The organism is Streptomyces sp. NPDC087300, from assembly GCF_044744425.1.
Taxonomy (GTDB): Bacteria; Actinomycetota; Actinomycetes; order Streptomycetales; family Streptomycetaceae; genus Streptomyces.
In genome coordinates this window covers 583,178-604,301 of record NZ_JBIUYI010000003.1, presented here as the reverse complement: position 1 = coordinate 604,301, position 21,124 = coordinate 583,178, and the positions used below count along the sequence as shown (strand labels likewise).

17 protein-coding genes are annotated in these 21,124 nt (G+C 74.6%); 9 read left to right on the top strand and 8 right to left on the bottom strand.

What is annotated here, in order from left to right; genetic code table 11:
- Window positions 1-7 precede the first annotated feature (7 nt).
- Window positions 8-508: a methylated-DNA--[protein]-cysteine S-methyltransferase gene (locus ACIO9J_RS13510; RefSeq protein WP_401997276.1), complete on the top strand. Its 501-nt coding sequence runs from the start codon at window positions 8-10 to the stop codon at window positions 506-508.
- A gap of 51 nt (window positions 509-559) precedes the next feature.
- Here the strand turns inward: ACIO9J_RS13510 and ACIO9J_RS13505 are convergent, their stop codons facing one another.
- The 7 genes from ACIO9J_RS13505 to ACIO9J_RS13475 form a co-directional block, all read right to left on the bottom strand.
- Window positions 560-1,060, bottom strand: a complete 501-nt coding sequence (locus ACIO9J_RS13505; RefSeq protein WP_401997274.1) for an NUDIX domain-containing protein — start codon at window positions 1,058-1,060, stop codon at window positions 560-562.
- Window positions 1,061-1,085: 25 nt separating this feature from the next.
- Window positions 1,086-4,850 (bottom strand): SAV_2336 N-terminal domain-related protein, encoded by a 3,765-nt coding sequence (locus ACIO9J_RS13500; RefSeq protein WP_401997271.1) that lies wholly within the window; start codon window positions 4,848-4,850, stop codon window positions 1,086-1,088.
- Between the two features lies 1 nt (window position 4,851).
- Window positions 4,852-5,889: an AAA family ATPase gene (locus ACIO9J_RS13495; protein WP_401997268.1), complete on the bottom strand. Its 1,038-nt coding sequence runs from the start codon at window positions 5,887-5,889 to the stop codon at window positions 4,852-4,854.
- The gene (locus tag ACIO9J_RS13490; protein WP_401997265.1) at window positions 5,886-8,102 is read right to left on the bottom strand and encodes a trypsin-like peptidase domain-containing protein; all 2,217 of its coding nucleotides are present in this window, start codon (window positions 8,100-8,102) and stop codon (window positions 5,886-5,888) included. The genes ACIO9J_RS13495 and ACIO9J_RS13490 overlap by 4 nt, the downstream gene beginning before the upstream one ends.
- Window positions 8,103-8,104: 2 nt before the next feature.
- On the bottom strand, window positions 8,105-8,596 hold the full coding sequence (locus tag ACIO9J_RS13485) for a CU044_2847 family protein (protein ID WP_401997262.1): 492 nt from the start codon (window positions 8,594-8,596) through the stop codon (window positions 8,105-8,107).
- Between the two features lie 4 nt (window positions 8,597-8,600).
- Complete coding sequence (locus ACIO9J_RS13480) at window positions 8,601-9,671, bottom strand: ADP-ribosylglycohydrolase family protein (RefSeq protein WP_401997259.1); 1,071 nt, start codon at window positions 9,669-9,671, stop codon at window positions 8,601-8,603.
- A 284-nt stretch (window positions 9,672-9,955) separates the two neighbouring features.
- Window positions 9,956-11,680 carry a BCCT family transporter gene (locus ACIO9J_RS13475; protein ID WP_401997256.1) on the bottom strand — a complete coding sequence of 575 codons (1,725 nt, stop codon included), beginning with the start codon at window positions 11,678-11,680 and terminating at the stop codon, window positions 9,956-9,958.
- 157 nt (window positions 11,681-11,837) lie between these two features.
- Here ACIO9J_RS13475 and ACIO9J_RS13470 point away from each other — a divergent pair, with 157 nt between their 5' ends.
- The 3 genes from ACIO9J_RS13470 (at window position 11,838) to ACIO9J_RS13460 (ending at window position 14,543) form a co-directional block, all read left to right on the top strand.
- The gene (locus tag ACIO9J_RS13470) at window positions 11,838-13,007 is read left to right on the top strand and encodes a glycerate kinase (RefSeq protein ID WP_401997253.1); all 1,170 of its coding nucleotides are present in this window, start codon (window positions 11,838-11,840) and stop codon (window positions 13,005-13,007) included.
- A gap of 187 nt (window positions 13,008-13,194) precedes the next feature.
- Window positions 13,195-13,791, top strand: coding sequence for a hypothetical protein (locus ACIO9J_RS13465; protein ID WP_401997250.1), 597 nt, complete (start codon window positions 13,195-13,197; stop codon window positions 13,789-13,791).
- On the top strand, window positions 13,788-14,543 hold the full coding sequence (locus tag ACIO9J_RS13460; protein ID WP_401997247.1) for a hypothetical protein: 756 nt from the start codon (window positions 13,788-13,790) through the stop codon (window positions 14,541-14,543). Before ACIO9J_RS13465 ends, ACIO9J_RS13460 begins: the two co-directional genes overlap by 4 nt.
- Window positions 14,544-14,602: 59 nt before the next feature.
- Here ACIO9J_RS13460 and ACIO9J_RS13455 read toward each other — a convergent pair whose 3' ends face one another.
- Window positions 14,603-15,847, bottom strand: coding sequence for a PucR family transcriptional regulator (locus ACIO9J_RS13455; protein ID WP_401997244.1), 1,245 nt, complete (start codon window positions 15,845-15,847; stop codon window positions 14,603-14,605).
- Window positions 15,848-16,072: 225 nt separating this feature from the next.
- On the opposite strand from ACIO9J_RS13455, the gene ACIO9J_RS13450 reads away from it, so the two are divergent.
- The 5 genes from ACIO9J_RS13450 to ACIO9J_RS13430 are packed head-to-tail and all read left to right on the top strand — an operon-like array spanning window position 16,073 to window position 21,068.
- Complete coding sequence (locus ACIO9J_RS13450) at window positions 16,073-16,933, top strand: ABC transporter ATP-binding protein (protein ID WP_401997241.1); 861 nt, start codon at window positions 16,073-16,075, stop codon at window positions 16,931-16,933.
- Window positions 16,930-17,805, top strand: a complete 876-nt coding sequence (locus ACIO9J_RS13445) for an ABC transporter ATP-binding protein (protein ID WP_401997238.1) — start codon at window positions 16,930-16,932, stop codon at window positions 17,803-17,805. The genes ACIO9J_RS13450 and ACIO9J_RS13445 overlap by 4 nt, the downstream gene beginning before the upstream one ends.
- Window positions 17,802-18,692: a branched-chain amino acid ABC transporter permease gene (locus ACIO9J_RS13440; protein ID WP_401997235.1), complete on the top strand. Its 891-nt coding sequence runs from the start codon at window positions 17,802-17,804 to the stop codon at window positions 18,690-18,692. Before ACIO9J_RS13445 ends, ACIO9J_RS13440 begins: the two co-directional genes overlap by 4 nt.
- 37 nt (window positions 18,693-18,729) lie before the next feature.
- Window positions 18,730-19,782, top strand: coding sequence for a branched-chain amino acid ABC transporter permease (locus ACIO9J_RS13435; RefSeq protein ID WP_401998577.1), 1,053 nt, complete (start codon window positions 18,730-18,732; stop codon window positions 19,780-19,782).
- Window positions 19,779-21,068, top strand: coding sequence for an ABC transporter substrate-binding protein (locus ACIO9J_RS13430; RefSeq protein ID WP_401997232.1), 1,290 nt, complete (start codon window positions 19,779-19,781; stop codon window positions 21,066-21,068). Before ACIO9J_RS13435 ends, ACIO9J_RS13430 begins: the two co-directional genes overlap by 4 nt.
- The last annotated feature ends 56 nt before the right edge of the window (window positions 21,069-21,124 follow it).

The following is a 21,124-nucleotide window of genomic DNA, read 5'->3' as shown; positions in this document are numbered from 1 at the left end:
CGTACTCATGGAACGCCTGCACACCGTCATCGACAGCCCCTACGGGCCGCTCACGCTGGTCGCCACCGACGGCGTCCTCAGCGGTCTCTACATGACCGAGCAGCGCCACCGCCCGCCGCAGGAGACCTTCGGCGACCGCGATCCGGCGCCGTTCGGCGAGGCGATCAGCCAGCTGGCGGGCTACTTCGCCGGTGAGCTGACCGAGTTCGACCTGCCGCTGCGCCTGGCCGGCACGCCGTTCCAGCAGTCCGTGTGGCAGGAGCTGCGGCGCATCCCGTACGGGGAGACCCGCTCGTACGGCCAGCTCGCCGAGGCCCTCGGCAAGCCCAACGCCTCGCGTGCCGTCGGCCTCGCCAACGGCAAGAACCCGATCGGCGTGATCGTGCCCTGCCACCGCGTCGTCGGCGCCGACGGCAGTCTGACGGGGTACGGCGGCGGGCTCGACCGCAAGCGGCAGCTGCTCGCCTTCGAGGGCGGTACGGAGGGCGGCGCGGACGCCCTGTTCTGAGCGCCGGGCCGCTCCGAACCCTGGGGAACGCGTGGGGGCGGGGCCGTCGGATCAGGCCACCCGGTGGCCGTCCTCCAGCTCCGCCGTGCCGCCGCCGTGCGCCAGGACGTCGAGCGCGGCCTCGACCCGCCGGCCGAGCTCGCCCGGCAGCAGCCCGGCGAGGTCCGCGCGCTCCACCAGGCGCCAGGAGAGCAACTCCTCCTCCTGGAGCCGGATCGACTTCAGACGCTCCTCGTCGAGCACCCCGCCGTCGTACAGATAGGCGACCAGCGGCGGCCGCACCCGCTCGGCGCCCGCGGGCACCCAGTCCACCGCGAGCAGCGGGCCGAGCGTGACGTCGAGCCCGATCTCCTCCGCGGTCTCCCTGCGGGCGCCCTGCCGGGGCGTCTCCCCGGCGTCGGACTCGACGGTCCCGCCCGGCAGCGCCCAGCCCTCGCGGTAGTTGGGCTCGACGAGCAGGACGCGCCCCTCGGCGTCGCGGAAGAGCGCGGCGGCCCCGACGATCACCCGGGGGAGTCCTGCGATGTACGTGGCGAAGTCCTGGATGGTCACGGGGGAAGGGTAGCCGGGGGCCACGTCAGCCCGCCGGTGGCCGGGGGTCGGTCCTGATGCGCTCGGTGGCGAGCGTGTCGGGGTGGTCGGGGCCGAGGACCCTGCGGCGCGCGTCGCGCACGCTCCGCGCGATGTCGAGGGCCTCCGGCAGCCGGCCCGCCCCGCTCAGCGCGACGGCCAGTTCGTGGCCGCTCGCCAGGGTGTCGGGGTGGTCGTCGCCGAGCGTGAGCGCCCGTCCTGCGCGGGTGGCACGGGCCTCGGAGACCGCCTCCTCGTAGCGGCGCAGCGCGATGAGGGTGACGGCCAGGTTGTGCCGGCACAGCAGGGTGTCGCGGTGGTTCTCGCCACGGACCGACGTCCAGAGGGCGAGGACCGTGCGGTAGATGGTGTGCGCTTCCTCGTGGCGGCCCATGCGGTCCAGTACGAAGGCGCACTGCTGGTGCGTGGTCAGGGTGTCGGCGTGCTCCCTGCCGAGCACGGAGTCGCGGCTGGAGGCGCAGGCGGAGAAGGTGTCGAGGGCCTCCTCCAGGCGGTCGAGGGCGAGCAGCAGATGGCCCGTCTCGTACTGGGTGGACAGCAGATGCGGATGGTCGGGGCCGAGGTGTTCGTCCTGGCGGGCCCCGAGCCGCTCCAGCCAGCTCAGCGCCGCCTGGTGGTGCCCGTCGCGGCCGTGCGCCACCGCGGCGAGGAACTCGTCGGCGAGCATGGTCTCCAGCGGGACGCGCCGGGGGAGCGGGAGCCGGAAGGGGATGCCGGGCGGGGGCGTGCGCGCGTGGTGGAGCACGGGGCCGCGGCCGGTGAGGTCGATGCGGAAGTCGAAGTCGATGGGTCCCCGCTCCACGCCCTCCAGGAGGAGGAGATGGATCCCGAGGTCTTCGAGCCAGCCCACGTCACCCGGCAGCCCCTGCCAGGTGAGGACCATGATCAGGCTGGTCAGGAACGGGCGTGGGGTGCCCGCCGCACGGGCGTCGGCGAGCAGCTTCCTGCGCCGCACGCGCTCGCTCTCCAGCGCGTACTTCAGGGACTGCGGGGCGGCGGCCGTGAAGACGTGGGGCAGCGCGGTGCGCGTCGTCGCCCGCAGATACCGCTCGGTCGAGTCGAGCATGTGGAACTGCACCGCTGCCGGGGGGTGCCGCTCGGCGATGCCCCTGACGATCTCGTCGAGGACGGCGGTCCAGCCCGCCTCGGTGCCCTGGATGATGCCGTGCGGTCCCATGCCGCGCAGGTCCAGTACTACGTTGGCACCGTCCTCGCCCCGGCCGAGCGGCACGGACAGCGGGCCCCGGGACCCACCGCTCGGGACGGCCGCCTCCAGGAACGCCTCGAAGTGCGCGGCCACTTCGGCCGCCGTCGGCCGCTCGTCGAGCAGCGGCGACGAGCAGCGCCCCAGGATGCCGGTCAGGAAGGCGGGCAGGCCGGGACCCGCGGCCTTCAGGAGCACGAGACCGAGCTTGGAGATGTCGTGGGCCGCGCCGTCCGCGTGCTCCTGCACGCACCAGCCGGTGACGCACACGCCTTCCCGCATGAGCAGCACCCTGCGCTGCCCCAGGTCGCCGTGGAGGATGCCCCGCACATGGGCGTCCGCGAGGACCCCCGCGAGCCGCTGGCCCAGCGCGGCGAACAGCACCGGGTCGTCGTACCGCTCGCCGGCCAGGACACGGCCTTCCATGTGCGGGGCGGGCACCCCGTCCTCCAGACAGAGCCCCGTCGCGAGCCAGGACGGCTGTGCCGCCGGGTCCATGTCCACGATCCGGGGCACCGCCGTGCAGCTGAGCAGGCGCAGCGCCTCGGCCTGCCGGGGCAGCGAGGCGCGGCGCACCGATTCCGGGCGGGTGAGCCGGAGCGCGGCGATCCGGCCGTCCTCGCGCCGCCCGAGGAACATCCCGCTGGTGGACCGCGCGCTCGCGTGCCGGGCGAACAGCCGCCAGGGGCCCGCCCACCGGGGGTTCGCGGGCCGCAGCGAGAGCCACTCCGAACCCGGCGCGTCCACGTACGGGGGAGGCTCGGGACCGGCGTCGGGCGCGGGCGTCTCCCGGTCCCGGGGAACACCCACCCCGAGCCTGCGCAGGAGCCGTTCGTCCACCCAGCCGAACGGCCGCGTGCCGTCCCCGACCCGGCCCGCGCCGTCCGGGTGGGCGAGCCAGGCGGGGAAGTCGGCCGAACGGCCCGCTAGTTCGCCCAGACGATCCGTCACCGTACGGCTGGTGCGCAGGAGTTCGCGGACCGGCGCGGTGCCCAGGAGGATGTCGCGCGCCTCCGCCGTGACGTCGTAACTCCGGTGCTGCGGGGCGAGTTCCACGGCACCGTCGCAGCGCCCCATCAGGCCGCTCAGGAACACCTCCGCCAGATGCCCGGTCGTCACCTCCGGGCCGAGCGCGTCCTGCACCAGCCGCATCACCGGTACGGACACCGGGGCGACCGCGGCGAGATGCGCGGCGAGGCGGTACGCCTCCGGGGACGACGTGTCCCGGAACCGCAGCACCCGCCGTCCCGCGTCCAGGTCCGCGGGCGGCGCCTGAGCGGGCGCGAAGGGCGCCGTCAGGAGCGGAAGGACCGCGCTCGCCCCGGGCGACGCGACCAGGCCCGCCCAGGCGCCGACCGGGCCGGGCTCGGGCGCGAGCACCGGGACGGGGATGCCGTCGAACGCGGCGAGCCCGGACGGCAGCACCGGATCCGCCACGTCCCAGGTGAGGTTGGGCGCGCCGCGCCGCCGGGTGGTGACCTGCCAGCGTTCGGCGCGGATGCCCGAGCCGTCCCACAGGTGCGGCGGCAGCGCGTGCAGTACGGCGGTGGGGCCGAACCGCCCCCACTGCTTGAGGAGTTCGGGCATCCGGCCGTCCCGCCAGGCCGCGCCGACGCCGTCGCTGAGGACGAGGATCAGCGTGTTGCCGCCGGGGTCGGTCACGGTGGCGGGCGGCAGCACGGCGGTGCCGGGCGTGAACGGGCGGCGGCCGAGCAGCGGGGCACCCGGCGTACGGGTGTCGAGACCGTGGACGCGTACGTCACGGAAGGCGCCGCTGCGCTCCAGGAGCAGCCGGGTCTCGGTGGCCAGCCGCTGCCACAGGAGCATCGAGGCGCCGTCGTCCACGAGCAGCGTCAGATCGAGCCAGCGCGCACGGGCGGGGCGAAGCACGGCGTCGGTGAGGCCGCTGTGGGCCGTCGAGTCCGCGGTGGCCGTCTCGTCGAGCTCCCAGCGCCTGCGGTCGGCCACGGTCTGCTTCAACGGTCGCAGCGCACGCCCCAGTTGGAGCTGGCGGGAGCCGAGGGCGCGGGTGCCGGGTGCGCGGACGGGGCGGGCGGGGACGGTGCGGTGGTGCGGGGCGGGGTCGGGGGCGGTGCCGCCGTAGAGGGGGGAGGGGTGGGGGCGCGCACGGCGGACGTCGGCCGTGCGCACGTGCGGGGTGTCGGTCCGCGCGTCGGTGGCCGGGGCCGGCTCGACGGCGTCGGGCTGCCGTCGAGCGGCCGGCTCCTCGGTGCGTCGCCGCCAGGGCACGGACCTGCTGAGCAGCGGCGGGACCCCGCCCGGCGTGACGTCCGGTGGCACCCGCTCGTCGTCGTGCGCCTGTTCCGCCGGTGGAAGCGCCCCCGCCACCCGCGCCAGCGCCGTCGACGCGCCCTCGGGCAACCGCCCGGCCAGCCACAGCGCGTCGAGCAGCTCCTCCTGCGCGAGCTCCACGCCGCTCTCCGTCAACGCGGCGATCACCTGGCGCAGTTGATAGGGCCTCGCGCGGGCCGCGGACGCCCTCAGCACCCGCTTGAGCAGGTCGTCGCCGGACGGCTCGGGTCGCACCCTAGACCGCCCCGCCGAGCCGGTGGAGCACCGCGTCGAGCAGGGCGCCGGGCGGCAGGTCGAGGCCGCCCTTGCGCAGGAACACCGCGTTCAGGAGCTGGTCGGTGGCCAGTTCGCCGGGGGCGCGGCGGCCCAGGAAGGCGCGGAGCAGGTCGTCCACGCCGTCCAGCGCCGCGTCGCCGAGGTGCGCCTCGACGATGTCCCGCAGCCGCTGCTCGTCCGGCTCCGCGAGGTCGAGGCGTACGCAGCGGCGCAGGAACGCGGGCGGGAACTCGCGCTCGCCGTTGCTGGTGATGACCACCACGGGGAACTCGGAGCAGCGCACCCGGCCCCGCGTCACCCGCGCCCGCACCCGCGGGTCCGTGGTGAGCACGTCGACGTCGGACTGGTCCTCGGGCAGCCTGGCCAGCTCGGGGATCTCGAACTCGCCCTCCTCGAAGACCGTCAGGAGGTCGTTCGGCAGGTCGACGTCGCCCTTGTCGAGCTCGTCGACGAGCAGGACGCGCGGGCGCTCGCCGGGGACCAGGGCGGTGCCGAGCGGGCCGAGCCGGACGTACGAGCCGATGTCGGGGCCCGCACTCTCGCCCGTGGCGTCGCCCGTGCCCTCACCCGTGCCCGTAGCGGCGTCCGCGGCGGACTCCCGGCGCAGGTTGGACTCCCTGAGGCGGCCGATCGCGTCGTAGTCGTAGAGGGCGTCGCGCAGCGTGGAGCGGCTGTTGACCGGCCAGGCGAGGACGCGGCCGAGCGACAGCTCGTGCGCGATCGCGTGCGCCAGGGAGGACTTGCCGGTGCCGGGATGGCCGGTGACCAGGAGCGGACGGCGCAGCAGCAGCGCGGCGTTGACCACCTCCGACTCGTCGGGACCGATCAGATACGGGCGGGGTCTGGGCGCGCCGTCCGCGGGGGTGAAGCGGCGCCACGGCGGGGCCTCGGGGAAGTCGACGTGCCGGGCGTCGCCGTCACCCCGGAACAGCCGCCAGTCGCCCTGGCGGGGCGGCGGGGGAGGCTGGGGCGGCGGGGAGCCCTCGTGTGCGGTCATGAACGGCGTGCTCCTTCGTCGGATAGCGGGCGCGGCGCGTCGGGGTCCGTCAGCCTCGGCTCGTGCTCGGACCCCACGCGGTCCTGCCAGGCCAGGTCCTCCCAGACGAGGGAGGGGCGGGCCGGGAAGCCCGCCGGGTCCGGAAGTGCGGCAGCCCTGAACCGGTGGACCCGCGAGGGGAGTTCGTGCAGCCGGCCGGTCGGCGCGAGGGGTTCGAGGCGGTCGGCGTGGTCGTGCCCCTCGGCCTCGCGGTCCCAGAGCACCACGGGCACGCCGAGGGCCAGACAGAGGTCGAGGAGCTGGGTGCGGAGCGCGGGCGGGCCGTGCAGGACGACGTGGTTGGCGTCCCGGTGGGTGGAGTTGAGCAGCGCGGCGACCTGCCGTCCGTCCGCGCAGCTCGGGTCGATGACCAGCGGTCTGCCGTGTCCGTCGCCCCAGCGGCGGCGGTGCTCGACGTCGCGCCGGGGCACCCGGCGGCTCATCTCCGGGCAGCGCAGGGTGAGCGGGAAGGACGCGCCGAGCGGCAGGCTGGGCACGAACTCGTTCGGGCTGCCCGCGTCCCACTCGTCGACGGGCAGATGCAGCCCGGCGCGGTCGACCTCGATGTCCACGGCGGGCAGCAGCCCGTCCCCGGAGCGCTCGGCTCCCTCCCGGATCAGCGCGCCGACCTGCTCGGGCGTGAGCGGCGCGTCGCCCGCCGCGGTCTCCAGGCGGCGCACCGACCCGTCCGCGCGCTGCTGCCACAGGCGGCACCGGTAGCGCTCGGTCCGCTCCGCGCCCGCGCCGGGGCCCGTGCCTTCGCCCTCCGGTTCGGCCCTGACCAGCCGCGCGAGCAGCCGCGTCACCTGGGGCGCCCGCGCGCCCGCCCAGTGCGCGGCGTCGGCCCTGCGCTGGTCGCGCGCCGCGGGATGCACCCCGAGCCGCTCGCAGACCCGCTCGCTCCAGCGGCTCAGGCCCTCGCCGAGGGCGCCGCCCGTCGCCGCGGCGATGAACTCGACCAGGTGCACGAGCGCTGGCACCCGCGGAGTGCCCGCAGGCACGCTGCCGCCGTCCTGGTACTCCTCCAGGTCCGCGATGACCTGCCCCAGCGCCTCCGGCCGCAGCCGTGCGGTGCACAGCGCGGAGGGGAGCGGGATGTAGCGCAGGGCCTCCTGGGCCGCGCGGCCGGGCAGCGTCGGGTCGGTGAGGACGACGCGCCGCAGGTGCTTGGCGAGGAAGGCGTGCTCGCCGCACGAGAGCAGCCCGGCCGCCTCGACCGCGCGTCCGGTGCCGAGCAGCGCGGTGAGCCGGTCGGGGCGCGCGCCGTGGGGTCCCGCGGCGAGCAGCGACTCGCTGAGGGTGGGCAGGGCGCGGTGCCGGGCGAGCAGGACGGCGGTCAGCTCCTCGACACGGGGCGCCGAGCCGTCCTGCGGCGCGGTGAGGCCCAGTTCGGCGGCGAGCCGCCGGGCGTGCTCGGCGCGCACGGCGGGTTCGGGCAGCAACGAGCGCAGCAGCTCGGTGAGTTCGGCCGCGAGCGGATCGTCGGGCGGGGCGGCGCGCCGCGTGCGGCAGTCGGCCACGACGGCGCCCGCCCCCGCCGCGTACAGCTGATCGCGCACGGCCTGCCAGGGCAGCGCCCAGGTGCGCCGCAGGGTGTGCGCGGGGTGCGCGGCGGCGTCCGGTTGGCCGAGCTGCCCCACCACGAGCCCGGCCACGCTGTCCCCCGAGTCGGTCCAAAGCGGTCCGCCGCTGAACCCGGGGCCGATCGCCGCGCCGGACAACGCCGCGTCCAGATAGCCCAGTTGACCGTCGAGCAGTTTCAGGACGGTGTCCGCGAAGGTGATCGGCTCCCCGCAGCCGTGCCAGGCCCGCAGCGACTGACCCTCCGTCATCTCCGTCCAGACCACCGGATCCGCGCCCGGGGGTGCGGGCTCGGCGAGCTGGAGCACGCACAGGTCGCCCTGCCAGGCGGCGGCGCCGCGCAGGGGCGGCAGCCACACCTCGATCTGGGCCTTGATCCGTACCGTGCGCCGCGCGAACCCGACCTGGAGCACCTCGTCCGCGGGTGCCGTCCCGCTCAACGCGGGCCGCCCGAGCGCTTCGTTGACCACGTGCGCGCAGGTCAGGGCGCGGCCGGGGGAGAGCAGCGCGGCCGCGCCGACCGCCGCGTCGCCGTGCCGCCCGAGGACCGCGACCACCGGCGGCGGCTGCTGCGCCGCCCTGAACCAGCCCACGGCTAGGCCCCGGTGGAGTCGCCGGACGTCCCGCCGGCCCCGGCGCCCTGTCCGGTTCCATGCCCGGCTCCGGCGCCGGCGTCCTGTCCGGTTCCAGGACCGGTTCCGTCTCCGGCTCCCGCTCCGGCCGCGGACGGCTCCTCCGCACCCCGCCACGTCGCCGACACCGTCATGGTGGCCGACCCCTTGAGCCCCACGATGCCGAGCTTGAGGTCCTTGCCCACCTCGATGCCGAACTCGACCGTGAACTCCGCGGGCGGCCGCTGGGCCCGGGACACCGAGGCGTGCACCTCGTCGAGGAGCGGCCCGAGCGGACTCAGCGTCGCCCGCAGCGCCCCGGCGGCCAGCGCCGCGCCCCGGCCGCCGCCGGTCGAGACGGGCTCGGGCACGCCGAACTCCGGCGGCAGCGCGCCGGATCCGGCCGCCTGCCCCACGTCGGCGAGCTCGACGCGCAGCGCGGCCCCGGCCAGGTCGAGTTCCAGGTACTCAGGCATGGGATCATTGTGCGGCCAATTCCGCGGTGCGCGCCGCGAGTTCGCTGATCCGGGCGCCGTCGAAGCCGAACACCGCGCTGCTGACCCGGTCCTCCAGCGGCTCGGTCCACTGCGCGGGGATCGCCGCCGCCCCGCACAGGACGCCCGCCACCGAGCCCGCCGTGGCGCCGTTGGAGTCGGTGTCCAGTCCGCCGCGCACGGTGCGCGCGACGGTCTCGGTGAAGTCCCCCTCGCCGTACAGGAGTCCGGCGGTCAGGACGGCGGCGTTCGGCACGACGTGGATCCAGCCGAGCCCCGCGGTCTCCTCGCCCACCGTGTCGAGCGTGTCGGCCCAGCCGAGGCCCGCCTCGTGCAGCGAGGTCACCCGCCGCACGGTGCGGGCGAGCCGGCAGCTCGCGGGGATAACGGTGAGCGCGCTGTCCACCGCGGCGCGCGGGGTGGCCGCGGTGAACGCCGCGGCGACGAGCGCGGCCGCCCACATCGCGCCGTAGACGCCGTTGCCCGTGTGCGAGAGCACGGCGTCGCGGCGGGCGAGCGCGGCGGCCCGGCGCGGATCGCCCGGCGAGGTCCAGCCGAAGACGTCGGCGCGGATCAGGGCGCCGATGTACTCCTGGTACGGATTCTCGTACGTGGCGGTGAGCGGCGGCCGCAGCCCGTTCGCGAGATTGCGGTAGGCGGCGCGCTCCGCGGTGAACGTCTGGAGGTACGGCAGCCGCAGCAGCCAGAGATCGCCGACCTGCTCGGTGCTGAACGCGAACCCGTGGGTCTCCAGGAGGTGCAGGCCGAGGATCGCGTAGTCGACGTCGTCGTCACGGCAGCTGCCGCGGACCCGGCCGCGCACACATCTGCGCCATTCGGGACGCAGCCGTAACTCCGTGTCCTCGTCCGGGGGTTCGGGAAGGTAGTCGGTCAGCGGCAGCGCGCCGGCGTCGTGCAGATAGCGGTCGATGCGGTCCCGTGTCCAGTGGTCGCCCCGCTCCACCGGTTTGCCGAGCATGTTGCCCGCGATCCGCCCGAGCCAGCCGCCGAGCACGCGGTCCCCGAGGTCCGGGGCCGTGGGGGTCGTGGAGGTCATGCGACAGGTCTATCGAATCCGGGAGAGTCCCGCGCGGCCGGGCCGTGCGTACGGGGCGGGCGGGGGAGCGGGCGGGGGAGCGGGGAGGTACGGGGGCGGGCCGAGGCCGCCGGACGCCTCCGGGCGGGCCGGGCCGGGCGGGGCGGCGGCCCAGGAGCGGCCACCACCCCGCACGCCCCGCGCACCCCGCGCACTCCGCACGCTCCGCGCACCGGCGCACCCCGCACCCCACGCACCCCGCACAAGGCGCCCCAGCCCCCCCCAGGCCCCCAGGCACCGTGCGGTCAGTCCTCGTCCTGGCTGCGGGACCTGACGATCCGTCGCAGCCGGGGGTGACGCTCCGGGGTCTGCTCGGTGATCGCGTCGCCGACCATCGTGCGCACCGCGTCCCGCAGGCCGTGCAGCGCGTGGCCGCGCGCGGGTCCCGCGCCCGGGTCCTGGCGCAGTTCCTTGAGCAGCGCCCAGCACAGCGTCAGCATCACCACGACGAACGGCAGCGCCACCAGGATCGTCGCGCTCTGGAGCGAGCTGAGGCCGCCCGCGACGAGCAGCACCGCGGCCACCGCCGCCATCAGCACGCCCCAGGTGACGACCAGCCAGGTCGGCGGGTGCAGCGAGCCGCGGCTGCTGAGGGAGCCCATCACCAGGGAGGCCGAGTCGGCGCTCGTGACGAAGTACGTCATGACGAGGATCATCGCGACCCACGAGGTGATCGTGCCCAGCGGCAGCGCGTCCAGCATCGCGAAGAGCGAGGACTCCGCACCCTCCTTGACCTTCTCGGCCATGTCGACCTTGCCGGTGGAGTCCAGGCGGATCCCCGTGCCGCCCATCACGCAGAACCAGATGACGGTGGCACCGCTCGGCACGAGCAGGACGCCGATCAGGAACTCACGGATCGTACGGCCGTGCGAGATCCGCGCGATGAACGTGCCGACGAACGGCGCCCACGACAGCCACCACGCCCAGTAGAAGATCGTCCAAGCGCCGAGCCAGCTGCTGTCGGTGAACGCGCCCGTGCGCGAGGCCATCGGCAGGAGCTGATGGAGGTAGCCGCCGACGCTGGCCGGGATCGCGTCCAGGATGTAGACGGTCGGTCCCAGCACGAAGACGAACAGCATGAGACAGGCGGCGAGCGCGAGGTTGAGGGTGCTGAGCCACTTCACGCCCCTGTGCACCCCGGAGAACGCCGAGGCCACGAACGCCGCGCCGAGGGAGACGATGATGATCAGCTGGAGCGTGGTCGAACTCTCCACGCCCGTCGTGAGGTTGAGCCCGGTGGCGACCTGGAGGGCGCCCACGCCGAGGCTCGTCGCGGTGCCGAAGACGGTGGCGAAGACCGCGAGCAGATCGATGATCCGGCCCGGCCAGCCCGCCGCCCGCCGGGCGCCGATCAGGGGGACGAAGACGGCGCTGAGCCGGTTGCCCCGGCCCTTGCGGAAGCCCGCGTAGGCGAGCGCGAGGCCCGCGATGCCATAGATGGCCCAGGGGGTCAGGGTCCAGTGGAAGAAGGAGTACTCCAGGGCGGTCCGCGCGGCGCCGCCGGTGCGGGGCTCGGCGCCGGTGGAGGGCGGTGGGTTCAGATAGTGGGTGAGGGGCTCGCCGACGCCGTAGAACATCAGGCCGATGCCCATGCCCGCGCTGAACATCATCGCGATCCACGCGAGGTCGGTGAACTCCGGCCGCGCGTCGTCCTTGCCGAGCCTGATCCGGCCGAACCTGCTGACCGCGATGACCACGCACAGCACGAGGAAGACGTCCGCGGCGATCACGAAGAGCCAGGCGAAGTTCTCCAGGACCCAGGCGAGCGCCGTGCTCGACGCGCTCTCGAAGGAATCCTTGCCGATCGCCGCCCAGGCGACCACCGCGAGGACGGCGACCACGCCGATGCCGATGACGGCGAAGTCCGGACTGCCGTCCGAAGGGGCGCCGCCCGCGGGATCGTTTCCGGTGGACGGCGGGCCCGGCGGACCCTCGTCGGGCAGAGGCTGATCGATCATTTCCGTGCTCATGACGCACCACTATGGTGCGCTAAAGGCCCATTTTTCACCGGGCCACGCCGTCCTGGGCGAAGGGCGGCCATGGGCAGGGAGCCCCTCCTGCGGTTATGGTCGCAGCGGCGCGACTGCCTTGACGCGAGCAAGGCCCGGAAAGCAAGGGGAATGCAAGGTGGCGGACGCTGCAGGGACGGCGGGACACGAGCGGCAGACGCAGCGTGTGCTCATCGCCGCGGACAAGTTCAAGGGTTCGCTCACGGCCGTCCAGGTCGCGGAGCGGGTGACGGCGGGGCTCCACCGGGTCGCGCCCGGCGTGGCGGTCGAGGCGCTCCCCGTCGCCGACGGCGGCGACGGCACGGTCGCGGCAGCCGTCGCGGGCGGCTTCGAGCGCCGCGAGGTGCGGGTGACGGGGCCGCTCGGCGACCAGGTCACGGCCGCGTACGCGCTCAAGGACGGCACCGCCGTGGTGGAGATGGCCGAGGCCTCCGGCCTCCAGCTGCTCCCCGACGGCGTCTTCGCGCCGCTCACCTCCACGACGTACGGCTCCGGAGAGCTGCTGCGCGCGGCGCTCGACGCGGGGGCCCGCACGATCGTCTTCGGCGTCGGCGGCAGCGCCACGACCGACGGCGGCGCGGGCATGCTGGCCGCGCTCGGCGCGCGCTTCCTGGCCGCGGACGGCGAGCCCGTCGCGCCCGGCGGCGGTCCGCTGAAGGACCTCGCGAGCGCCGATCTGTCCGGCCTGGACCCGCGCCTGAAGGACGTCGAGATCGTCCTCGCGAGCGACGTCGACAACCCGCTGACCGGGCCGAAGGGCGCGCCCGCCGTCTACGGCCCGCAGAAGGGCGCGTCCCCCGAGGACGTGGCGGCCCTCGACGCGGCCCTCGCGCACTTCGCCACCGTCCTGGAGAAGGCGATCGGCCCCAAGGCCGCCGAGTACGCGCAGTCGCCCGGCGCCGGAGCCGCGGGCGGCATCGGGTACGGCGCGCTGGTCGGTCTCGGCGCGGGTTTCCGGCCCGGCATCGAGGTCATGCTCGACGTGCTCGGCTTCGCGCCCGCCCTGGAGCGGGCCACCCTGGTCATCACCGGCGAGGGCTCGCTCGACGAGCAGACGCTGCACGGCAAGGCGCCCGCCGGGGTGGCCGCCGCGGCCAGGGCCGCGGGCATCGAGGTCGTCGCGGTCTGCGGCCGTCTCGCCCTCGCCCCCGAGGTCCTCGGCAAGGCGGGCATCCGCCGCGCCTACCCCCTCACGGACGTCGAGCCCGACGTGGCCCGGTGCATCGCGGAGGCGGGCCCCATCCTGGAGACGGTCGCCGAGCGCATCGCCCAGGACTTCCTGACCTGACACACCGGATCCCCGGTACGCCCGGTACCTGATACACCCTGTCCCTGACACACCCTGTTCCGTACGTCCGACGAGGCCCCGCCACACCCTGGCGGGGCCTCGCCGTCGTTCCGTGACGGCTGTCCTGAAGCCCCCGTATCCGACCCGGAACTTGATCGTTTCTTCAGTACGTGAAGAGGAGTCGATCTTGACCGGGTGGGCGGGTCTCGGCGTCGGCGGTCTGGGCATCGCCGCGACCCTGTGCCCGGTGGCCGGCGCGTCCGTCGCCGCGCACGTCGAGGCGCTCGGCGTGGCCCTGACCGGGCACGTGGAGATCTGCCGCCCCGACGAACCCGTCGCCGAGGCCGCCGTCGGCATCGCGCCCGCCCCGGCCCCCGAGGCACCGCACCAGGACCCGCCCCAGCCCCCGGCCCCCGCACCGCCCGCCGACCGCGCGGCCGAGCCCCCTGGCCCCGAGCCGCCGGACCCCGTCCGCACCCGCCCCGCCGCACCGGACCCGGCCCCCGCCGCGCCCCGCGTGCGGGAGCTCGTCGTCCCCGTACGCCTGGAGTCCACGCCGCCGCACGGGCCGCCCGCGCCCGCGCCGCCCCGGGACCCCTCCTTCCCCGCACCGCACTACCGCCCCGCCGAGGGTCCCGAACCCCCGGCGGGCCGGTCCGTGGTGACCACCACGATGGTGGTCACCACTCCGGCGGTCCTCGCCGCGGCCCTGCTGCGGCCGCGCTCGGGCTCCCGCTCGGGCGCCGCTTCCCGTTCCCGCACCCACACCGGAGGATCTTCGTGACGGAATGGCTCGTACTCGCCGTCGCCATGGCGCTGGCCTGCGCGGTCGTTCTGACCGTCACCGTCCTCAGGCACCGCCGCGTGCCCGAGGACGACGACCCGAGTCAGACACCGGACGTCATCGAGTACATGGTGATGATGGTCGGCGTCGTGTACGCGATCGTCCTCGGGCTCGCCATCGCGGGCGTCTGGGAGGCGCGCGGCGCCGCCGAGGACGGCACCCGCCAGGAGGCCCAGGCGCTGCACGAGATCAACAGCCGCGCCACCATCTACCCGGCCGCCGTACGGGACCGGATCCAGCAGGACGTGCGGAGTTACACGCGGCACGTGACGGCCGTCGAGTGGCCGCGCATGATCGAACGCCACGAGCTCACCGACCGGGGCACCGAACTCCTCGACACGCTCCGCGAGGACATCGCCGAGCGCGAGCCCGCCAACGACCTGGAGGCGCAGACCTATCAGCCGCTGCTCGACCAGGTGGCCGCCGCCGACGAGGCACGCAGGGCCCGCGCCGACAACGCGGAGGCGACGCTGCCCGGCGTGGTCTGGTTCGGCCTCCTCGCCGGGGCGATCGTCACCGTCGGCCTGATCTTCACGCTCCAGATCAGACGCTCCGCACGGGAGTTGCTGCTCGCGGGGACGTTCAGCGCCCTGATCGCCTTCCTGCTCTTCCTGGTCTGGAACTTCGACGCGCCCTTCGGCAGGTCCGTGACGGAGTCGGCGAGCGCCTTCCAGGATCTGCTCAGCGTCTAGCGCCGTCTAGCGGACCCTTCGGACCGGCCGCCGGCTCGGTACGTCAGCACGTCAGTACCTCAGTACGTAAGTGCTTTGCCCGCGGCGCCAGGTGGTGGCGGCGAAAGGCGGTGGGCCTCCACCGCGAGCGCCACCTCCACCAGGTCGCGGGGCCGCGCCAGCGAGCGGGCGGTCAGCTGTTCCAGCCTGCGCAGCCGGTTGAAGACCGTGTTGCGGTGGCAGTACAGCCGTCCGGCCGCCCGCCCCGCCGATCCCTCGCAGGCCAGCCACGCGTCCAGCGTCTCCAACAGGACCGCGCGGTCCCCGGGTTCGAGCGCGAGGACCTCGCCGAGCACGTCGTCGACGAGCAGCCCCGCGAGCTCCGGCTGGCTCACCACCAGGGCCGTCGGCATCCGCCGGTCGAGGCGTACGATCCCCGTCGCGTCCGGCGGGCAGGTGCGCAGCGCCAGCTCCGCGAGGCGGCGCGCCCTGCCGAGCTCCGCGAGTGAGCCCACCACCGGGCTGATCCCGCCGGGCCCGGGACAGCGCCCGTCGACCAGGCGCGCGAGCCCGTCGAGCCCCTCGTCCGCGCCGAGCGCGACCACGCCGACCTCGCAGTCCGTCCGCATCCGCCAGATGAAACGGAAGCCGCCGCGCTGGATCTGCCGGTGGAACGCCTCGCGCCCGTCGCGCCGTTCCACGCGCAGGACCACCACCGCGTAGGGGCCGTGCTCGGGCAGGTCGAGCCCGGCCGCCGCGCGCGCCGCGACGCCCGGCGCCGACTGGCCCTCCAGAAGCGCGTCGAGCAGCGCCTGCAACTGCTCGTCCGTACGCCGCCGCAGTTCCATCTCGGTCGCCCGGTACGCGTCGGATGCCACCGCGGCCTGCGCGTCCACCGCCGACCAGACCATCGTCGCCGACCGCATCAGGACCGCGAGCCGCTCCGGGTCGCGCCCGGCCGCGCCCTCCAGGAGCGAGTCCCACACCAGGTAGCCCGCGTTGCGGTACGAGTGCACCAACAGATCGAGCGGCAGGCCCTGTTGGGCCCGGCGCCGGCCCGCCTCCTCCGCGTACTCCAGGTCGCGGCGCGGTGAGGCGCGGGGCGCCGACATCGCCTCGATGCCGATCCGCATCGCTTCCTCGGCCTCCCGCCACTGCACGTCGTGCGGCAGGACGCGGCCGAACACCGGTGAGTGCGCGGAGAGTTGGCGCAGATGCTCGTCGACCAGCTCGGGCAGGCGCGGCAGCAGCGCCGTGCACGCCTCCTTCAGGAGCTTCCAGTCGTGCCCGGTCCGCGGCCTGCGCCCGAACGCGTGCCCGCCCATGGATCCTCCTCCGCCGCGCTCCGGGACGTCGTTGGTGCGGAGGATGCCATGCGGTGGTGCGCTCCGGCAGGCCCCTGACGCGCGACGTTGTGCGCGTGCACAACGGCGGGCCGCCGCCGCTGGTCCGGGGCAGCGATTCGCCCGCGGCCCGTGGACGGGCCGCCGCCGCGGTGCTGGGGTGAGCGCCACGCGGCGGACGGGCCGCGCGGGACAGGGGGTTGGTACGTGGCTGGTTCCGACGTGGACGATGCGGGCGCTGACCCTTCCGGCGCGGCCGGGGCCGGTCTCGTCGTACGCGACCTCTCGGTGGGGTACGGCCCCGTGCGCGCCCTGCGGCGGGTCTCGCTCGACCTGCCCGACGGGGAGGTGGTCGCCGTGCTCGGCGCCAACGGTGCGGGCAAGTCGACGCTCCTGCGCGCCATTTCCCGCACCCTGTCCTTCCAGGGCGGGGCGCTCGCCTCGGGCTCCGTCCACTTCGCCGGACGGCGCCTGGACACGCTCGCGCCGGACCGGGTGGTGGCCGCGGGGATCTCCCATGTCCCCGAGGGCAGGCAGGTGTTCGCCCGGATGACCGTCGCCGACAACCTGCGCGCGGGGGCGCTCGGCTCCACCGGGTCGCGGGCCGCGAAGGCCGACGCGCTGCGGCGCGTCCACGCGCTGTTCCCCGTCCTCGCCGAGCGCGGCGCCCAGCGCGCCGGACTGCTCTCCGGCGGCGAGCAGCAGATGCTCGCGGTGGGCAGGGCCCTGATGGCGTCGCCGAGGCTGCTGCTGCTCGACGAACCGTCCCTGGGGCTGGCCCCGTTGATGGCCGCGCGCATCGCCGACACCATCCGCGAGATCAACGCCCAGGGCACCTCGGTGCTGCTCGTCGAGCAGAACGCGGCGCTCGCGCTGCGGCTCGCCACCCGTGCGTACGTCCTGGACGTCGGCGAGGTCGCCCTGGCGGGCGCGGCGGCCGAACTCGCCGCGTCCGACGAGGTGCGCCGCCGTTACCTCGGCGTGGTCGACGAGGACGCGGCCGACGACGCGTCGCGTGGCCTCGGCGCCCTGCCGACGCTGCCGCGCTGGGTGGAGGCGGGCCGATGAGCGGGCCCGTCGTCGCGAACCCCGACGTGTCCGTACCGCCCCTCGACGTCCGCGAGTTGACCGTCCGTTTCGCCGGGCTCACCGCCCTGGACGCCGTCAGCTTCACCGTCCGCCCCGGCACCGTGCACGCCGTCATCGGACCCAACGGCGCGGGCAAGTCGACCTGCTTCAACGTGCTGTCCGGCGTGTACCGCGCGAGCTCCGGCAGCGTCCGCTTCGGCGGGCACGAGCTCACCGGGATGCGCCCGCACCGCATCGCGGACCTCGGCGTCGCGCGGATCTTCCAGAACCTCGCCCTGCCGCCGCGCGCCACCGTCGCCGACAGCCTGCTCCTGGGCCGCCACCGGCTGACCAGGACCGGCTTCGTCGCGGCCGGTCTGCGCCTCCCCTCGGCCGCCCGCGAGGAACGGCGGCACCGTGAACGCGTCCGCGAGATCGCCGCGTTCGTCGGCATCGAACGACAACTCCACAAGCCCGCCGGGTCCTTGCCGTACGGGCAGCAGAAGCTCGCCGAGCTGGCCCGCGCCCTGTGCATGGAGCCACGGCTGCTGCTCCTGGACGAGCCCGTCGCGGGCATGACCGCCGACGAGCGCCGCCGCACCGCCGCGGTCATCGCGGGCGTCCGCGACAGCCTCGGCATCTCGATCGTCCTGGTGGAACACGACATGGGCGTGGTGATGCGACTGGCGGACGCGGTGACCGTACTCGACTTCGGCCGCCGCATCGCCGACGGCGCCCCCGGCGCCGTACAGAACGATCCGGCGGTGGTCCGCGCCTATCTGGGCGGGGACGAGGGGGCGGAGGGAGACCCGGCCGCAGGTGACGGACCCGCCGGAGACCGCCCCGACGGCAAGGAGGCCCCCCGCCCATGACCACCTTCGTCGAACTCCTCCTCAACGGGCTCTCGTTGGGGTCCGTCTACGCCCTCATCGCCCTCGGCTTCGTCGTCATCTTCCGTGCCACCGAAGTGGTGAACTTCGCGCACGCCTCGCTGCTCCTCGCCGGCGGGTACATCACCGCCTCCCTCCACGACGACATCGGCTTCTGGGCCGCGCTGCTCGTCGGCATCGCGGGTGCCGCGGTGGTCGGTGCCGCCGTCCAGTTCCTCGTCATGCGGCGTTATCGGGGCAGTGACCACAGCGTCCTCGCCATCGTCACCATCGGCGTCGACATCCTGCTCACCACCGAACTCACCCGGCGCCTGGGCACCGACGTCCTCGCGCTCGGCGACCCCTGGGGCGACGCGGTGCTCACCGTCGGACCCGTCTCCCTCGCGCACACCAGGATCGCCGCGTTCCTCGCCGCCGCGCTCCTCATCGGCGTCTTCCTGCTCGCCTTCCGGTACACCTCCTGGGGCGTGGCGATGCGCGCCGCGGCCGAGAGCCCGGGGACCGCCGCGCTGATGGGCGTACGCCTGGGCAGGGTGTCGCTCGGCGCTTGGGCGGTGGCGGGCGGGCTCGCCGCCGTGGCCGCGCTCTTCCTCACCGTGTTCCCGACCCCCGGCCTCGAACGGGCCACGTCACTCGCCGCGTTGAAGGCGTTCCCCGCCGCGATCCTCGGCGGCCTCGACTCCACCACGGGCGCGCTCGTCGGCGGTCTCGTGGTCGGCGTGACCGAGTCCCTCGCCACCGGCTACCAGAGTGAACTCACCTTCCTGGGCAGGGGACTCGGTGACCTCGCGCCCTACCTCGTGATGACCGTCATCCTGCTCGTCAGGCCCGCGGGCCTCTTCGGCACGAAGGAGCTCGCCCGTGTCTGAGGCCGTCACCACCGGGCCGCGCTCCCGCGGTCGTACGCTGATCAGCAGCCGCCGCACGTACGTCCGGGCCGCGGCCGCCGTCCTGCTCCTCGCGCTGCCCTTCTACGTCGACCGCTTCTGGCTCCAGGCGGGCCTCTTCGCGATGGCCGCGGCGATCGGCGCCATCGGCATCAACCTCCTCACCGGCGCGACCGGCCAACTCTCCATGGGGCACGCCTTCTTCCTCGCCGTCGGGGCGTACGGCTACTGCGTCCTTGCGGCGGACGGCGGTGCGGGCCTGACCGGGCTCGGCCTGCCGACCTGGCTCGCCGCGGTGCTCGCCGTGGCGGCCGCCGGGCTCGCGGGCGGGCTCTTCAGTCCCATCGCGGGACGGCTGCGCGGCGCCTACCTCGGCATCGCGACCCTCGCGCTGATCTTCATCGGGCAGCACGTCCTGTTCAACGCCCACGACCTGACCGGCGGCGCCAACGGACGCGACGTACCGCCCCTGAACCTCTTCGGCCTCACCTTCGACGACCGCGAAGTCGTCGTCGCCGCCGTGCCGTTCGGCTCCGCGGAGAAGCTCTGGTACGCGGGCCTCGTGCTGCTGCTCGGCTGCGTGATCTTCGCCCGCGGCGTGCTGCGAGGGCGCCCGGGGCGCGCCATGAACGCGATCAGGGACCACCGCGTCGCCGCGGGCGTCATCGGCGTCCCGGTGGCCCGCTACCGCGCCGGGGTGTTCGTCCTGTCCTCGATGTACGCGGGGCTCGCCGGAGTGCTGCTCGCCCTGGTCTTCCAGCGCACCGTGCCCGACTACTTCGGCATGACGCTCTCCCTGGAATACCTCGCGATGATCGTCATCGGCGGCCTCGGCTCGGTCGCGGGAGCCGTGGCCGGCGCCGCGCTCGTCTCCCTGCTGCCCCAGCTGCTCACCCGCTACAGCGACGCCCTGCCCCTCGTCTCCGCGCCCGGCACCGGCGGGATCGCACCGGGCGAGGCGTCCCGCTATCTGTACGGCGCCGCCGTCGTCGCGGTGGTGCTCTTCCTGCCCGGCGGCCTGGTGAGGATCACCGCACGGCGCAGCAAGCCAACTCCAGGGGAGGAAGCATGAGTTCCAGGGTCAAGGGCACCAGGAAGGCGCTGAGCAGGGCCACCGCGGCCGCGACCGCGCTCGCCGCGCTGCTCGCGCTCGGCGCGTGCAGCTCCAAGGCGAAGGACGACGACGGGGGTGGCGGCACCAGCGCGGGAGGCGTCAAGACCGGCAAGGGCGTCTCCGGCAAGACCATCCACCTCGGCGCGCTCACCGACATGACGGGCGTCTACGCCACCCTCGGCAAGAGCGTCACCCAGGCACAGCGGCTCTACGTCGACCAGGCCAACGCGGCCGGCGGCATCTGCGGCCACCAGCTCGAACTCACCGTCCGCGACCACGGCTACGACCCGCAGAAGGCCGTCGCCGCCTACACCGAACTGGAGCCCGACGTCCTCGGCTTCACCCAGTTCATCGGCTCCCCGTTCGTCGCGGCCGTCAAGCAGCGCGTCGACGGCACGGACAAGGGCCTCGTCCTGCCGCAGGCCTGGTCGGCGAACCTCCTGGGCAGCCCCTACGTGCGCGTGCTCGGCTCCACGTACGACCTGGAGACCATCAACGCGATCGACTTCCTGATGAAGGAGAAGGGCCTGAAGAAGGGCGACAAGCTCGGCCACGTCTACTTCGAGGGCGACTACGGCGAGAACGCCCTCAAGGGCTCGACGTACATGGCGAAGCAGGCGGGCCTCACGGTCGTCGAGCAGAAGATCAAGCCGACGGACAACGACATGACCGCGCAGGTCTCCGCCCTCAAGAAGGCCGGGGTCGAGGCCGTCGTGATCAGCGCGGGCCCGCGCCAGGCCGCGTCCCTGGTCGGCGTCGCGGCGGCCGGCCGCTTCGACGTGCCGATCATCGGCAACAACTCGGCGTTCGCCCCGCAGCTCCTCGCCACCCAGTCGGGCCCCGCGCTCCAGAAGAACTACTACGTCGCCTCGCCCACGCTGCCCATCGGCGCGGACACCGAGGCGGCCCAGAAGCTCGTCGCCGACTACCGCAAGGCGTATCCCAAGGACTCCCTCGACAACGGCGTCGTGGCGGGCTGGACGGCGGCCGCCGTGTTCGGCGAGGCACTGAAGAAGGCCTGCGCGAAGAAGGACCTCACCCGGGAGGGCGTCGACGAGGCCCTGCTGACGATCGACGACTTCGACACCGGCTTCGGCGTCCCGCAGGACTTCACCGACCCCAAGGCCCCGTCGTCGGACAAGAGCGTCATCCTGCGCCCCGACAAGTCGGCGACCGGCGGCATGAAGGTGGTCCGCGAGGCGCGGGCGGCCGAGGAGACGAAGGGCTACACGCCGGGCGCGTGAGGGGCCGGGTACGGCGCGATCCGGCGGTGGCTCGACGGGCGCTGCGCGTCCCCCCC